12 protein-coding genes are annotated in these 14,601 nt (G+C 57.2%); 10 read left to right on the top strand and 2 right to left on the bottom strand.

Features of this window, described 5'->3' with window-relative positions:
- Positions 1 to 20 precede the first annotated feature (20 nt).
- The 9 genes from nusA (at position 21) to ABVR31_RS16275 (ending at position 11,626) form a co-directional block, all read left to right on the top strand.
- Positions 21 to 1,508, top strand: a complete 1,488-nt coding sequence (gene nusA / locus ABVR31_RS16315) for a transcription termination factor NusA (protein WP_021507703.1) — start codon at positions 21 to 23, stop codon at positions 1,506 to 1,508.
- 17 nt (positions 1,509 to 1,525) lie between these two features.
- Entirely contained in the window at positions 1,526 to 4,216 is a 2,691-nt protein-coding gene (gene infB / locus ABVR31_RS16310; RefSeq protein ID WP_021507702.1) for a translation initiation factor IF-2, read from the top strand.
- 64 nt (positions 4,217 to 4,280) lie between these two features.
- Complete coding sequence (gene rbfA, locus ABVR31_RS16305) at positions 4,281 to 4,688, top strand: 30S ribosome-binding factor RbfA (RefSeq protein ID WP_021507701.1); 408 nt, start codon at positions 4,281 to 4,283, stop codon at positions 4,686 to 4,688.
- A complete protein-coding gene (gene truB / locus ABVR31_RS16300; protein ID WP_150059189.1) occupies positions 4,688 to 5,632 on the top strand; it encodes a tRNA pseudouridine(55) synthase TruB in 945 nt (314 codons plus the stop codon). The genes rbfA and truB overlap by 1 nt, the downstream gene beginning before the upstream one ends.
- A gap of 132 nt (positions 5,633 to 5,764) precedes the next feature.
- Positions 5,765 to 6,034: a 30S ribosomal protein S15 gene (rpsO, locus tag ABVR31_RS16295; protein WP_010615981.1), complete on the top strand. Its 270-nt coding sequence runs from the start codon at positions 5,765 to 5,767 to the stop codon at positions 6,032 to 6,034.
- Between the two features lie 308 nt (positions 6,035 to 6,342).
- On the top strand, positions 6,343 to 8,475 hold the full coding sequence (gene pnp, locus ABVR31_RS16290) for a polyribonucleotide nucleotidyltransferase (RefSeq protein WP_058770684.1): 2,133 nt from the start codon (positions 6,343 to 6,345) through the stop codon (positions 8,473 to 8,475).
- A 192-nt stretch (positions 8,476 to 8,667) separates the two neighbouring features.
- Positions 8,668 to 9,552 carry a lipoprotein NlpI gene (gene nlpI, locus ABVR31_RS16285; RefSeq protein ID WP_021507697.1) on the top strand — a complete coding sequence of 295 codons (885 nt, stop codon included), beginning with the start codon at positions 8,668 to 8,670 and terminating at the stop codon, positions 9,550 to 9,552.
- Positions 9,553 to 9,657: 105 nt separating this feature from the next.
- The gene (yrbN, locus tag ABVR31_RS16280) at positions 9,658 to 9,714 is read left to right on the top strand and encodes a protein YrbN (RefSeq protein WP_098053093.1); all 57 of its coding nucleotides are present in this window, start codon (positions 9,658 to 9,660) and stop codon (positions 9,712 to 9,714) included.
- A gap of 16 nt (positions 9,715 to 9,730) precedes the next feature.
- Positions 9,731 to 11,626 carry a DEAD/DEAH family ATP-dependent RNA helicase gene (locus tag ABVR31_RS16275; protein WP_058759574.1) on the top strand — a complete coding sequence of 632 codons (1,896 nt, stop codon included), beginning with the start codon at positions 9,731 to 9,733 and terminating at the stop codon, positions 11,624 to 11,626.
- Between the two features lie 65 nt (positions 11,627 to 11,691).
- Here ABVR31_RS16275 and ABVR31_RS16270 read toward each other — a convergent pair whose 3' ends face one another.
- Positions 11,692 to 12,438 (bottom strand): SDR family NAD(P)-dependent oxidoreductase, encoded by a 747-nt coding sequence (locus tag ABVR31_RS16270; protein ID WP_222951335.1) that lies wholly within the window; start codon positions 12,436 to 12,438, stop codon positions 11,692 to 11,694.
- Between the two features lie 181 nt (positions 12,439 to 12,619).
- Here ABVR31_RS16270 and ABVR31_RS16265 point away from each other — a divergent pair, with 181 nt between their 5' ends.
- The gene (locus ABVR31_RS16265) at positions 12,620 to 13,537 is read left to right on the top strand and encodes an AraC family transcriptional regulator (RefSeq protein ID WP_222951334.1); all 918 of its coding nucleotides are present in this window, start codon (positions 12,620 to 12,622) and stop codon (positions 13,535 to 13,537) included.
- Positions 13,538 to 13,540: 3 nt separating this feature from the next.
- On the opposite strand, the gene ABVR31_RS16260 is transcribed toward ABVR31_RS16265, so the two are convergent.
- Positions 13,541 to 14,551 carry a luciferase-like monooxygenase gene (locus tag ABVR31_RS16260; protein WP_222951333.1) on the bottom strand — a complete coding sequence of 337 codons (1,011 nt, stop codon included), beginning with the start codon at positions 14,549 to 14,551 and terminating at the stop codon, positions 13,541 to 13,543.
- Positions 14,552 to 14,601 lie beyond the last annotated feature (50 nt).

Raw genomic sequence — 14,601 nt, 5'->3', positions numbered from 1 at the left:
CCGGATTGAGGCTAACCAGGATGAACAAAGAGATCTTAGCTGTAGTAGAAGCCGTTTCTAACGAAAAAGCCCTGCCGCGTGAGAAAATCTTCGAAGCGCTGGAGAGCGCTTTGGCCACTGCGACCAAGAAGAAGTATGAGCAGGAAATCGACGTGCGCGTCAGCATTGACCGTCGCAGCGGCGATTTCGACACCTTCCGTCGCTGGGTGGTTGTAGAAGAAGTCACGCAGCCAACGCGCGAGATCACGCTGGAAGCAGCACGCTTTGAAGATGAAGCCTTCAATCTGGGCGATTATGTTGAAGATCAGATCGAATCTGTCACCTTCGACCGTATCACCACGCAGACCGCGAAACAGGTTATCGTCCAGAAAGTGCGTGAAGCCGAGCGCGCGATGGTGGTCGATCAGTTCCGCGAGCAGGAAGGCGAAATCATCACCGGCGTGGTGAAGAAAGTGAATCGCGACAACATTTCACTGGATCTCGGCAACAACGCCGAAGCGGTGATTGTGCGTGAAGACATGCTGCCGCGTGAAAACTTCCGCCCGGGTGACCGTATTCGCGGCGTGCTGTATGCCGTGCGTCCGGAAGCGCGTGGTGCGCAACTGTTCGTTACCCGCTCCAAACCGGAGATGCTGATCGAACTGTTCCGCATTGAAGTGCCGGAGATTGGCGAAGAAGTTATCGAGATCAAAGCGGCAGCGCGCGATCCGGGTTCACGCGCCAAAATTGCGGTAAAAACAAACGACAAACGTATCGATCCGGTCGGTGCCTGCGTCGGTATGCGCGGTGCGCGCGTGCAGGCGGTGTCCAGCGAGCTGGGCGGCGAGCGTATTGATATCGTGCTGTGGGACGACAACCCGGCACAGTTCGTGATTAACGCCATGGCACCTGCCGATGTGGCGTCAATTGTGGTGGATGAAGACAATCACACCATGGATATCGCTGTTGAAGCCGGCAATCTGGCTCAGGCGATTGGCCGTAATGGCCAAAACGTGCGTCTGGCATCCCAGCTGAGCGGCTGGGAGCTGAACGTGATGACCGTCGATGATCTGCAGGCGAAGCATCAGGCCGAAGCCCATGCAGCGATCGATATGTTCACTAAACATCTCGACATCGACGAAGAGTTCGCCACCGTTCTGGTGGAAGAGGGCTTCTCTTCGCTGGAAGAATTGGCTTACGTGCCAATCAACGAGCTGCTGGAAATCGACGGCCTCGACGAAGAGACCATTGAAGCCCTGCGTGAACGAGCAAAAAATGCGTTAACCACCCTGGCATTAGCGAAAGAAGAGAGCCTTGGTAATCAGGAACCTGCTGAGGACCTGCTGAATCTTGAAGGCCTGGATCGTGCGCTGGCGTATCGCCTGGCGTCAAAAGGCGTTTGCACGCTGGAAGATCTCGCTGAGCAAGGTGTTGACGATCTGACAGATATTGAAGGGCTGGATGATGAGAAAGCCGGTGCGCTGATTATGGCTGCACGTAATATCTGCTGGTTCGGCGATGACGCGTAATAACAGGAAGGAACAGCATGACAGATGTAACCGTAAAATCGCTGGCCGCCGAAATTCAGACTCCGGTCGATCGCCTGGTACAGCAATTTGCTGATGCAGGGATCCGTAAGTCTGAAAACGACGCCGTATCCCAGCAAGAGAAAGAGACCTTACTGTCCCACCTGAATCGTGAGCACGGTCAGACCGGTTCAGGCAAACTGACGTTGCAGCGCAAAACGCGCAGCACCTTGAATATTCCAGGCACCGGGGGTAAAAGTAAGTCGGTGCAAATCGAAGTCCGCAAAAAGCGCACATACGTGAAAGGTGATGCCGACGCTGAGCAAGCTCAGGCGGAAGCAGAAGCCGAGGCGCAGCGTGAAGCGGAAGAGCAGGCGCGTCGCGAGGCTGAAGAACAAGCCCGTCGCGAAGCTGAACAAAAAGCGCAACGTGAAGCCGAAGAGAAAGCCAAGCGCGAAGCCGCTGACAAGGCTAAGCGTGAAGCAGCGGAAAATGAGAAAGTGACTAATCAACCTACCGACGAAATGACCAAGGCTGCGCAATCTGACAAAGCCCGTCGTGAAGCTGAAGCCGCCGAACTGAAGCGTAAAGCGGAAGAAGAAGCGCGCCGTAAGCTGGAAGAGAATGCGCGCCGCGCGGCGGAAGAAGCCCGTCGTCTGGCCGAAGAGAAAGCCGCTGAATGGGAAAAACCAGAGGAAGAAGATAAGGGCGACTATCACGTCACCACTTCAACTCATGCCCGTCAGGCAGAAGACGAAAACGATCGCGAAGTCGAAGGCGGTCGTGGTCGCACCCGCACCACCAAGGCAGCGCGTCCGGCCAAAAAAGGCAACAAGCACTCTGAAGCCAAAACTGACCGTGAAGAAGCGCGTGCTCAGGTACGCGGCGGTAAAGGTGGCAAACATCGTAAACCAAGCACGCTGCAGCAGGGCTTCAACAAACCTGCTCAGGCGGTGAACCGTGACGTCATCATTGGCGAAACCATCACCGTTGCCGAACTGGCCAACAAAATGGCGGTGAAAGGCTCGCTGGTTATTAAAGCGATGATGAAGATGGGTGCCATGGCGACCATCAACCAGGTTATCGACCAGGAAACCGCCCAGCTGGTGGCCGAAGAGATGGGTCACAAAGTGATCCTGCGCCGCGAGAACGAGCTGGAAGAAGCGGTAATGGACGATCGTGATACCGATGCTGCGCAGGAAAGCCGTGCGCCGGTCGTGACCATCATGGGTCACGTTGACCACGGTAAAACCTCGCTGCTGGACTACATCCGCTCCACCAAAGTCGCCTCCGGCGAAGCGGGCGGGATTACCCAGCACATCGGTGCGTATCACGTTGAAACCGATAACGGCATGATCACCTTCCTCGACACCCCGGGCCACGCCGCGTTTACCGCAATGCGTGCACGTGGTGCGCAGGCCACGGATATCGTTATCCTGGTGGTGGCGGCGGACGATGGCGTGATGCCACAAACCGTCGAAGCTATCCAGCACGCGAAAGCGGCCGGTGTGCCGGTGGTCGTGGCCGTGAACAAGATCGACAAGCCAGAAGCCGATCCGGATCGCGTGAAGAACGAGCTGACCCAGTACGGTATCATTCCGGAAGAGTGGGGCGGCGAGAACATGTTCGTTAACGTCTCGGCGAAAGCCGGTACCGGCATCGACGACCTGCTGAACGCGATTCTGCTGCAGGCGGAAGTACTGGAGCTGACTGCGATTCGTCAGGGTATGGCGAGCGGTGTGGTGATCGAATCGTTCCTCGACAAAGGTCGTGGTCCGGTAGCAACCGTGCTGGTGCGTGAAGGTACGTTGAACAAGGGCGATATCGTACTGTGCGGCTTCGAATACGGCCGTGTGCGTGCGATGCGTGACGAACTGGGTCGCGAAGTGCTGGAAGCGGGTCCATCGATTCCGGTGGAAATCCTCGGTCTGTCCGGTGTGCCGGCAGCGGGTGACGAAGCGACCGTGGTGCGTGACGAGAAGAAAGCGCGTGAAGTGGCGCTGTATCGTCAGGGCAAATTCCGCGAAGTCAAACTGGCGCGTCAGCAGAAGTCCAAGCTGGAAAACATGTTTGCCAACATGACCGAAGGCGAAGTGTCCGAGCTGAACATCGTCCTGAAGTCCGACGTACAGGGTTCTGTGGAAGCGATCTCCGACTCACTGCTGAAACTCTCCACCGACGAAGTGAAGGTGAAGATTATCGGTTCTGGCGTGGGCGGTATTACCGAAACCGACGCCACCCTGGCCGCTGCGTCCAACGCAATCATCCTCGGCTTCAACGTGCGTGCTGATGCCTCTGCGCGTCGCGTGATTGACGCTGAAAACGTTGACCTGCGCTACTACTCCGTCATCTATAACCTGATTGACGAAGTGAAAGCAGCCATGAGCGGCATGCTGGCACCGGAGTTCAAACAGCAGATTATCGGTCTGGCCGAAGTCCGTGACGTGTTCAAGTCACCGAAATTTGGCGCGATTGCCGGCTGTATGGTCACCGAAGGCAACATCAAACGTCACAACCCGATCCGCGTACTGCGCGACAACGTGGTTATCTATGAAGGCGAGCTGGAATCTCTGCGTCGCTTCAAAGATGACGTCAACGAAGTGCGTAACGGCATGGAGTGTGGTATCGGCGTGAAGAACTACAACGACGTTCGCGTTGGCGATATGATCGAAGTGTTCGAAGTGATTGAAGTTAAACGCACCATCGAGTAATTGCTGGTCGATGTGATGCAATTTGGGAGGCCTCTGGCCTCCCGAATTATTTGGGAGAAATAGTATGGCGAAAGAGTTTGGTCGCCCACAGCGCGTGGCGCAGGAGTTGCAGAAAGAGATTGCGATCATCCTGCAGCGCGAAATCAAAGACCCGCGTCTGGGTATGATGGTCACCGTGTCTGGCGTTGAGGTGTCACGCGATCTGGCGTATGCCAAAGTGTTCGTGACCTTCCTGAACGACCAGGATGAAGAAGCGGTGAAAAACGGCCTCAAAGCGCTGAAAGAAGCGTCTGGCTACATCCGTATTCTGCTCGGTAAAGCGATGCGTCTGCGCATCGTGCCGGAGCTGACCTTCTTCTACGATAACTCGCTGATTGAAGGGATGCGCATGTCGAATCTGGTGTCTAACGTGATCAGAAACGATGCTGAGCGACGGGGTGAAAGCCCGGCGGAAGACGACAAGGAGGACTGATGAGTCGTCCTCGTCGCCGTGGTCGTGATGTCCACGGTGTTTTCCTGCTGGATAAACACCAGGGCGCATCCTCCAATGATGTGCTGCAAAAAGTAAAACGCCTGTTTAACGCTAACAAGGCAGGCCATACCGGCGCGCTCGATCCGCTGGCCACCGGTATGCTGCCGATTTGTCTCGGCGAAGCCACCAAGTTTTCCCGCTATCTGCTGGATTCGGACAAGCGTTACCGCGTGATTGCCCGTCTGGGCCAGCGCACCGATACCTCCGATGCGGACGGCAATATCGTCGAAACGCGGCCGGTGACCTTCAGCCAGGCTGAGCTGGACGCCGCGCTGGAGAGCTTTCGCGGCGAGACGCTGCAGGTGCCCACCATGTTCTCGGCGCTCAAGTATCAGGGCCGCAAGCTGTACGAATATGCGCGCGAAGGCATCACCGTGCCGCGTGAAGCGCGACCGATTACCGTGTTTGAACTGCAGTTTATTCGCTGGCAGGCCGACGAGCTGGAGCTGGAAATCCATGTTTCCAAAGGCACCTACATTCGCACCATCATTGACGATTTAGGTGAGAAGCTCGGCTGCGGTGCACACGTGATCATGCTGCGCCGTCTGCAGGTGGCTCGCTACCCGATTGCGCGCATGATGACGCTGGAACAGCTGCAGGCGCTGGCGGCGCAGGTTAATGCGGCGGAAACGCCGGATTACGCACCGCTGGACGCGTTGCTGTTGCCGATGGACAGCCCGGCGGAAGATTTTCCAGCGGTCAATCTGCCCACGCCGGTCGCGGCCTGGTTCAAACAGGGCATGCCGGTCCAGGCGGAAAACGCGCCGGCCAGCGGGCTGGTGCGGGTGACCGAAGGTGAGCAGCAGAAATTTATCGGCATGGCGGAAATCGTCGACGATGGTCGCGTGGCTCCGCGTCGTCTGGTGGTGGAGTTTGCCGACTGACCGCGTATTACCGCTGGCCGTTACAGCGCATTTGCGTTGCTACCGGGCGAAGAGTAGAATAGCGCGGCTTTAAAAGCGGGCTGCTGAATTAGAGATCGGCACCCATACATTCATTTTTTACTGGAGTTTATTATGTCTCTAAGCGTAGAAGCTAAAGCAGAGATCGTTGCTAAATACGGTCGTGGCGCTAACGACAGCGGTTCAACTGAAGTTCAGGTTGCTCTGCTGACTGCTCAGATTAACCACCTGCAGGGTCACTTCTCTGAGCACAAGAAAGACCACCACAGCCGTCGCGGTCTGCTGCGCATGGTATCCCAGCGTCGTAAGCTGCTGGACTACCTGAAGCGTAAAGACGTTGCACGTTACACCAGCCTGATCGAAAGCCTGGGTCTGCGTCGCTAAGTCTGAAGAATCTGATCAACGATGTAGCGCATGCAGTATGCAAAAAACCGCATCTGGCGATCAGATTTGTGCGAGTTTCGCGAAAAGGGGGCCTTTATGGCCCCTTTTTTCGAGCAATCCGCAGCAATCCGGACCAAACTCATGTATTGTTGCTGAGAGTGATCTTTGCTTGCAGAGGTTCGCGCGGCTAATGAGAGGCTTTACCGCAGGGGCGGTTAAGGGTTGTCATTAGTCGCGAGGATGCAACTAAAGATCGGTAATCCCCGGCGGGCCGAGCAGGCTTTGCCACGAATTTAAGGACTTAAATTTTGCTGAACCCGATCGTACGCAAATTCCAATATGGTCAGCATACCGTCACGCTGGAAACCGGCATGATGGCGCGCCAGGCCACCGCAGCAGTAATGGTAAGCATGGACGACACCGCGGTATTCGTTACCGTCGTGGGCCAGAAAAAAGCTAAAGCCGGTCAGGACTTCTTCCCTCTGACGGTGAACTACCAGGAGCGTACTTACGCCGCTGGCCGTATTCCGGGCAGCTTCTTCCGTCGTGAAGGCCGTCCAAGCGAAGGCGAAACCCTGATTGCGCGTCTGATTGACCGCCCGGTGCGTCCGCTGTTTCCGGAAGGTTTTGTTAACGAAGTACAGGTTATCGCGACTGTGGTATCTGTGAACCCGCAGGTTAACCCGGACATCGTTGCGATGATCGGTGCTTCTGCTGCGCTGTCACTGTCTGGCATTCCGTTCAACGGCCCAATCGGTGCGGCACGCGTCGGTTACATCAACGATCAGTACGTGCTGAACCCAACCGCGGATGAGATCAAACAGTCTCGTCTGGATCTGGTGGTTGCCGGTACGCAGAATGCAGTGCTGATGGTGGAATCTGAAGCGGACATCCTGACCGAAGACCAGATGCTGGGTGCTGTGGTGTTCGGCCACGACCAGCAGCAGGTTGTAATTGAAAACATCAATGCGCTGGTGGCTGAAGCAGGCAAACCACGCTGGGACTGGCAGCCAGAGCCGGCGAACGATGCGCTGATCGCACGCGTTGCCGCCCTGGCCGAAGCGCGCATCAGCGATGCTTACCGTATCACTGACAAGCAGGAGCGCTATGCGCAGGTTGGCGTCATCAAAGACGAAACCATCGCCGCACTGCTGGCTGAAGACGAAACGCTGGATGATGCCGAAATCGGTGACATCGTACACAGCCTGGAAAAGAACGTGGTGCGTACCCGTATCCTGAACGGCGAACCGCGTATCGATGGCCGTGAAAAAGATATGATCCGTGGTCTGGACGTGCGCACTGGCGTACTGCCGCGTACCCACGGTTCTGCGCTGTTTACCCGTGGTGAAACGCAGGCGCTGGTCGCTGCCACCCTCGGTACCGCGCGTGACGCACAGAATCTCGATGAGCTGATGGGCGAGCGTACTGACAGCTTCCTGTTCCACTACAACTTCCCTCCGTACTCCGTGGGCGAAACCGGTATGGTTGGCTCACCGAAGCGTCGTGAAATTGGTCACGGCCGTCTGGCGAAGCGTGGCGTGCTGGCAGTAATGCCTAAACAGGATGCGTTCCCGTACACCGTGCGCGTCGTGTCTGAAATCACCGAATCGAACGGTTCTTCTTCTATGGCTTCCGTGTGCGGTGCATCGCTGGCACTGATGGACGCTGGCGTACCGATCAAAGCGGCCGTTGCCGGTATCGCGATGGGTCTGGTGAAAGAAGACGAGAAGTTCGTGGTGCTGTCTGACATCCTCGGCGACGAAGATCACCTCGGCGATATGGACTTCAAAGTAGCCGGTAGCCGTGAAGGTATCACCGCGCTGCAGATGGACATCAAAATTGAAGGTATCACCCGTGAAATCATGCAGGTGGCACTGAACCAGGCCAAGGGTGCGCGTCTGCACATTCTGAGCGTGATGGAACAGGCGATTAGCACGCCGCGTCAGGAGATCTCCGAGTTCGCGCCGCGTATCTATACCATCAAGATCAACTCAGACAAGATCAAAGACGTCATCGGTAAAGGCGGTTCGGTTATCCGTGCGCTGACCGAAGAGACCGGCACCACCATCGAAATCGAAGATGATGGCACCGTGAAGATCGCAGCGACCGACGGCCTGAAAGCCAAAGAAGCGATTCGTCGCATCGAAGAGATCACCGCTGAGATCGAAGTGGGCCGTATCTACGCCGGTAAAGTGACCCGTATCGTTGATTTCGGTGCTTTCGTGGCGATCGGCGGCGGTAAAGAAGGTCTGGTACACATTTCTCAGATCGCCGACAAGCGCGTAGAGAAAGTGACCGATTACCTGCAGATGGGTCAGGAAGTGCCAGTTAAAGTGATGGAAGTGGATCGTCAGGGTCGCGTTCGTCTCAGCATCAAAGAAGCGACAGAGCAGAAGCCAGCAGAAGAAACCGCTGCGGTGACGACGCCTGACGCCGAGTAAGCGTTTTTCCTGATCAGCCGCTCCCTGCCAGCTGGCGGGGAGCGGTGTTTGTATACCCGGAATGCGTGGCGCGCTGGTCAGCGTGTCAGTGCAGCTGAAGCAGGACGGGTATCATCGCGAGGGCGGGAACCCTTGTGCATAGCAGGCGGATGACAGGATGGTTATCCCAATGTTTGTATTCGGGAGTGGGAAATGAAGCCTTTTTTGCGCTGGTGTTTTGTTGCGACAGCTATCACGCTGGCAGGATGCAGCAACTCCAATTGGCGTAAGAACGAAGTTCTGGCAGTACCTTTGCAGCCCACACTGCAGCAAGAGGTTATTCTGGCGCGAATGGAACAAATTCTTGCCAGTCGGGCCCTGACCGATGATGAACGCGCACAGCTGTTATATGAGCGCGGAGTGTTGTATGATAGTTTGGGTCTGAGGGCACTGGCGCGGAACGATTTCTCGCAAGCGCTGTCTATCAGACCGGATATGCCGGAAGTGTTTAACTATCTCGGCATTTACTTAACGCAGGCAGGCAATTTTGATGCTGCCTATGAAGCGTTTGATTCTGTACTTGAGCTTGATCCAACTTACAACTATGCGCATTTAAACCGTGGTATCGCCCTCTATTACGGCGGTCGATACAAGTTAGCGCAAGATGATCTGCTGGCGTTTTATCAAGACGATCCTAACGATCCGTTCCGCAGCCTGTGGCTCTACCTCGTTGAACGCGAGATGGACGCCGATAAGGCAAAAGTGACGCTACAACAGCGTTACGACAAGGCGGCTAAGGACCAATGGGGATGGAATATTGTCGAGTTCTACCTGGGCGACATCAGTGAAAAAACATTGATGGAACGTCTCAAGGCGGACGCAACGGATAACACCTCGCTCGCTGAACATCTCAGTGAAACCAACTTCTATTTAGGTAAGTACTACCTAAGTCTGGGGGAGAAGGACGACGCGAAAGCGTTGTTCAAACTGGCGGTGGCCAACAACGTCAATAACTTTGTTGAACACCGATACGCATTGTTGGAACTGGCGCAACTCGGCCAGACACAAGACGATTTATCAGAATCTGACCAGCAATAGCTGACGAACTTTTATTGCCTGATTTACCCGTAAAGTCATCGCCTGAACAGGTGAGGGCTTTTCTGTTCGTCAAAACTTCTAATTTGAGCCGGTTCACACTTTTTGATGAAAATGACTGAAAGTTTTCACGACGAGTTATGTAGACTGGCCGCCGCAATCTAAGAGGCACGTGTACTACATGACTGATATTCAAACCACTTTTGCTGATCTGGGCCTGAACGCCGACATCCTCGAATCACTGAACGGTATGGGCTACGTTAAGCCATCGCCAATCCAGGCTGAGTGTATTCCTCACCTGCTGGCGGGCCGTGATGTGCTGGGTATGGCGCAGACCGGTAGTGGTAAAACAGCAGCGTTCTCGCTGCCGCTGCTGAACAACGTTGATCCTTCTGTCCGCGCACCGCAAATCCTGGTGCTGGCGCCGACCCGCGAACTGGCGGTTCAGGTGGCTGAAGCGATGACAGAATTCTCTAAACACATGCGCGGTATTAACGTCGTGGCCCTGTACGGTGGCCAGCGTTATGACGTGCAGCTGCGCGCACTGCGCCAGGGTCCACAGATCGTGGTTGGTACCCCGGGCCGTCTGCTGGATCACCTGAAACGCGGTACCCTGGACCTGTCCAGCCTGCGTGGTCTGGTACTGGACGAAGCCGATGAAATGCTGCGTATGGGCTTCATCGAAGACGTTGAAACCATCATGGCGCAGATCCCGGAAGGTCATCAGACCGCACTGTTCTCTGCAACCATGCCGGAAGCGATTCGCCGTATCACTAAGCGTTTCATGAAGGATCCGCAGGAAGTGCGCATCCAGTCCAGTATCACTACACGCCCGGACATTTCTCAGTCTTACTGGACCGCTTACGGCCGTAAGTCTGACGCGCTGGTGCGCTTCCTCGAAGCGGAAGACTTCGATGCTGCCATCATCTTCGTGCGCACCAAAAATGCCACGCTGGAAGTCGCAGAAACGCTGGAGCGTAACGGCTACAACAGCGCCGCGCTGAACGGTGACATGAACCAGGCGCTGCGTGAGCAGACGCTGGAGCGCCTGAAAGACGGTCGTCTGGATATCCTGATCGCGACTGACGTTGCGGCCCGTGGTCTGGACGTTGAGCGTATTAGCCTGGTGGTTAACTACGACATCCCGATGGATGCCGAATCGTATGTGCACCGTATCGGCCGTACCGGTCGTGCGGGTCGTGCTGGCCGTGCGCTGCTGTTCGTTGAGAACCGCGAGCGTCGTCTGCTGCGCAACATCGAACGCACCATGAAGCTGACTATTCCGGAAGTTGAGCTGCCTAACGCCGAGCTGCTGAGTCAGCGTCGTCTGGCGCAGTTCGCTGCGAAAGTTCAGCAGCAGCTGGAAAGCAGCGATCTGGATCAGTACCGTGCGCTGCTGGCTAAAATGCAGCCAGAAGAAGAGCTGGATATGGAAACGCTGGCCGCTGCACTGCTGAAAATGGCGCAGGGCGAACGTCCACTGATTCTGCCACCGGATGCACCACGTCCACAGCGTCGTGAATTCCGCGATCGCGATGAGCGTGGCGGCGACCGTCCACGTCGTGACAGCCGTGACAGCCGCGAAGGTGGCGATCGTCCACGTCGCGAACGTCGTGACGTTGGCGAAATGCAGCTGTACCGCATTGAAGTGGGCCGTGACGACGGTGTTGAAGTGCGTCACATCGTGGGCGCGATTGCTAACGAAGGCGACATCAGCAGCCGTTACATCGGTAACATCAAGCTGTTTGGTACTCACTCCACTATCGAGCTGCCAAAAGGCATGCCGGGTGAAGTCCTGCAGCACTTCACGCGTACGCGTATTCTCAACAAGCCGATGAATATGCAGCTGCTGGGCGATGCACAGCCACACGAGCGCACCGAGCGTCGTAGCGGCGGTCGTGACTTCGGTGGTGAGCGTCGTGGTAACCGCGAGGGTGGCAACCGTGAAGGTGGCGCACCGCGTCGTTTCTCTGAGCGTCGCGAAGGCGGTCGTGAAGGCGGACGTTTCAGCCGTGAAGGTGGCCGTGGCCCACGTCGCGACGAAGGCGCAGCTGCACCACGTCGTCGTGATGCATAAGCGTTAATCGCTTAAAAATAAAAAGGACGCGCAAGCGTCCTTTTTTTATGTCTGTAACGCGGGCTTTACACGCCGCCAGCAATCAGCACCCGCTCACCGGTAACATAAGCCGACTCTTCCGACGCCAGAAACAGCGCCACCTGCGCCACATCCTCCGGCAGACCAAAGCGTCCCAGCGGCGTGGCCGCGATCAGCTGCGCTTTAAATTCTGCATTCATTTTTTTCGCTGCCAGCAGCCCTTCGGTCAGAATGATCCCCGGTGCCAGCGCGTTGACGCGAATATTGCGCGGGCCCAGCTCACGTGCCAGCCCCTGCGTTAAGGTGTCGATCGCGCCTTTAGTCGCTGACCACAGTACCGAGCCGGGCAGGCTGCGCTGGCTGTTTAGCGCGCTGAGGTTGATGATGCAGCCGCCGCGCGCCGGAAAATGCTGCGCCGCCTGCTGGCACACCAGCAGCGTACCGAGCAGATTGACGTTGAGCTGCTGCTGCATGTCGCTGACGCTGAGGCTGGCGAAGTCGCCATGGTGAAACATGCCGGCGTTATTGACCACGATGTCTGGCGCGCCAAACTGCGCAATACTGCTGGCGAAAAGACGCTGCACCTCAGCTTCACGGGATATATCGGCCTGTACGGCGATGGCGTCGCTTCCCAGCGCGCAGATATCGGTCACCACATCCGCCGCGCCCGCTTCATCCTGACGATAATTCACCACCACCCGGGCGCCGGCCGCGGCGAAAGTCATGGCGATGGCGGCGCCAATGCCTTTCGACGCGCCCGTCACCAGCGCAATTTTGCCTTCAAGTGCTTGCATTGTGTCTCTCCACCTGAGATTTCGGGTGAGTAAAGCATGCGCTGTTGCCGCTTTGTGCGGTAGCGCAATCCTGCAAGCTTTTTGCACGATCCTGCAAATCTGTGGCGCAGGGACTAGGCGCAACCGCATCGGCAGGTAAGAATGGGGATTCAGTGATTTTTCATCGCGGAGTGCATAACGCATGATTCATCAGGAACAGTGGCAGCAGCTGGTGGCGATGATTGCCCGTCACGCGCAGCAGGATGGGCGTACCGCCAGCGCGATTGACTTTCTCTCTTTTGGCCGCAGCTCGCACCCCTCCAGCCTGGCGCATATTGCCAGCTGGGCGGGGTTTGCGCTGATGGCCCAGGGCCAGAAAGCACTGCGCATGGGCGATGATGTGATGCATTACGGGCCGGGCGATCTGCTGCTGGTCACCATGGACATGCCGGTGCAGTCCTGCGTGGTGCTGGCGACGCCAGAGAAACCCTGTCTTGGCGTCGGCATCACCATCAACGAAGCGCGCCTGCTGCGCTATCTGGAGCATTTCCCGCCGCAGCAGATTGGTAGCGCTGCCCCCGAACGCAGCATTACCGTCCATAAAGTCGCGCCGTCGCTGGTGGATGCGGTGATGCGGCTGGTGGCGCTGCTGGATCAGCCGCAGGATATCGCCGCGCTGGCACCGCTGATTGAGCAGGAGATTTTCTATCGCCTGCTGACCGGGCCGGAAGGGCCGCGTATTCTGAACATGGCGCTGACCGAGCGCCCGGGCAATAAAGTGGCGCGCGCGGCGCGCTGGCTGCGCGAAAACTTTCATCAGCCGCTGAAGGTGGATCAGCTGGCCAGCAGCGTTGGCATGAGCATTTCATCGCTGCACCATCACTTTAAAGCGGTTACGGCGATGACGCCGATGCAGTATCAGAAGCAGCTGCGGCTCAACGAAGCGCGCCGGCTGATGATGATTGAGAAGCTGGATGCCGGGACGGCGGGCTATCGGGTAGGCTATCAGAGTGCGTCGCAGTTTAGCCGGGAGTACAGCCGTTTTTATGGCCAGTCACCGGCGCGCGATGTGCGCAAGATGGCGGTGGGGCCGGAAGGACTCCTCTCCCCACCGCAGTAAGGCTTACAGTGTGCGTGCGGCTTCCATCGCCAGCGCGAACGAACGCAGGCGCGCCTGCGGATCGTAAATCTGGCCGTTGACCATGATCTCATCCGCCTGGGTTTCGCGCAGCAGCGCGGCAAGGCCGTGGCGCACTTTACCCTTATCGCCCACCACCGACATGCTCAGCGCCTGCTGCACGCCATACTGTTCGGACGGCGACCACAGGTTATCCATGTTCTCCACCGGCGCCGGCAGCGGGCCGGGCTTGCCGCGGCGCAGATTAATGAACTGCTGCTGCATCGAGGTGAACAGGAAGCGCGCATCACGATCGCTGTCTGCCGCCACCACGTTGACACACACCATAGCGTAAGGTTTTGCCAGACGCGCAGAGGGCTGGAATTTTTCGCGATACAGGTGCAGCGCCTGCAACAGCAGGTCTGGCGCGAAGTGCGAAGCAAAGGCAAACGGCAGACCAAGCTGCGCCGCCAGCTGCGCGCTATACAGGCTGGAACCCAGCAGCCACACCGGAATTTTCAGCCCGAGGCCAGGCACCGGCTGCACCGGCGGATGTTCGCCCTCTTCGGCATCGAACCAGCGGATCAGATCGGCCACATCTTCCGGGAAGCTGTCGGCCTGGGCGCTCGAAAGATGACGGCGCAGCGCCAGCATGGTGCGCTGATCGGAGCCGGGCGCGCGGCCCAGTCCGAGATCGATACGGCCAGGGTAGAGGGATTCCAGGGTGCCAAACTGTTCGGCAATCACCAGCGGTGCGTGGTTGGGCAGCATGATGCCGCCGGAGCCGAGGCGCAGCGTTTCGGTGTTAGCGGCGAGATAGCCAATCAGCACCGACGTTGCGGCGCTGGCGATGCCGGTCATGTTGTGGTGTTCGGCCAGCCAGTAGCGATGAAAGCCAAGGGCTTCAGCCTGACGCGCCAGCGCCAGCGAATTATGGAAGGCATCGCGCGCAGACGAGCCTTGCGGAATGGGGGCCAGATCCAGCACGGACAGGCGAACAGTTTTCTTCTCAGACATGGGTACTCCAGCAAAGGATGGCGCAGGTGATAAGTAAACCTGCACCAGTC

The organism is Pantoea sp. WEP (assembly GCF_041678305.1).
Taxonomy (GTDB): domain Bacteria; phylum Pseudomonadota; class Gammaproteobacteria; order Enterobacterales; family Enterobacteriaceae; genus Pantoea; species Pantoea dispersa.
This window is presented reverse-complemented; position numbering and strand designations above follow the sequence as displayed.

Bases quoted from the DNA above. Each gene is read 5' to 3' on its own strand.
- ABVR31_RS16265 (WP_222951334.1), top strand. From the start codon at position 12,620: ATGATTCATCAGGAACAGTGGCAGCAGCTGGTGGCGATGATTGCCCGT.
- truB (WP_150059189.1), top strand. From the start codon at position 4,688: ATGAGTCGTCCTCGTCGCCGTGGTCGTGATGTCCACGGTGTTTTCCTG.
- ABVR31_RS16275 (WP_058759574.1), top strand. From the start codon at position 9,731: ATGACTGATATTCAAACCACTTTTGCTGATCTGGGCCTGAACGCCGAC.
- rbfA (WP_021507701.1), top strand. From the start codon at position 4,281: ATGGCGAAAGAGTTTGGTCGCCCACAGCGCGTGGCGCAGGAGTTGCAG.
- nlpI (WP_021507697.1), top strand. From the start codon at position 8,668: ATGAAGCCTTTTTTGCGCTGGTGTTTTGTTGCGACAGCTATCACGCTG.
- ABVR31_RS16260 (WP_222951333.1), bottom strand. From the start codon at position 14,551: ATGTCTGAGAAGAAAACTGTTCGCCTGTCCGTGCTGGATCTGGCCCCC.
- ABVR31_RS16270 (WP_222951335.1), bottom strand. From the start codon at position 12,438: ATGCAAGCACTTGAAGGCAAAATTGCGCTGGTGACGGGCGCGTCGAAA.
- nusA (WP_021507703.1), top strand. From the start codon at position 21: ATGAACAAAGAGATCTTAGCTGTAGTAGAAGCCGTTTCTAACGAAAAA.
- rpsO (WP_010615981.1), top strand. From the start codon at position 5,765: ATGTCTCTAAGCGTAGAAGCTAAAGCAGAGATCGTTGCTAAATACGGT.
- infB (WP_021507702.1), top strand. From the start codon at position 1,526: ATGACAGATGTAACCGTAAAATCGCTGGCCGCCGAAATTCAGACTCCG.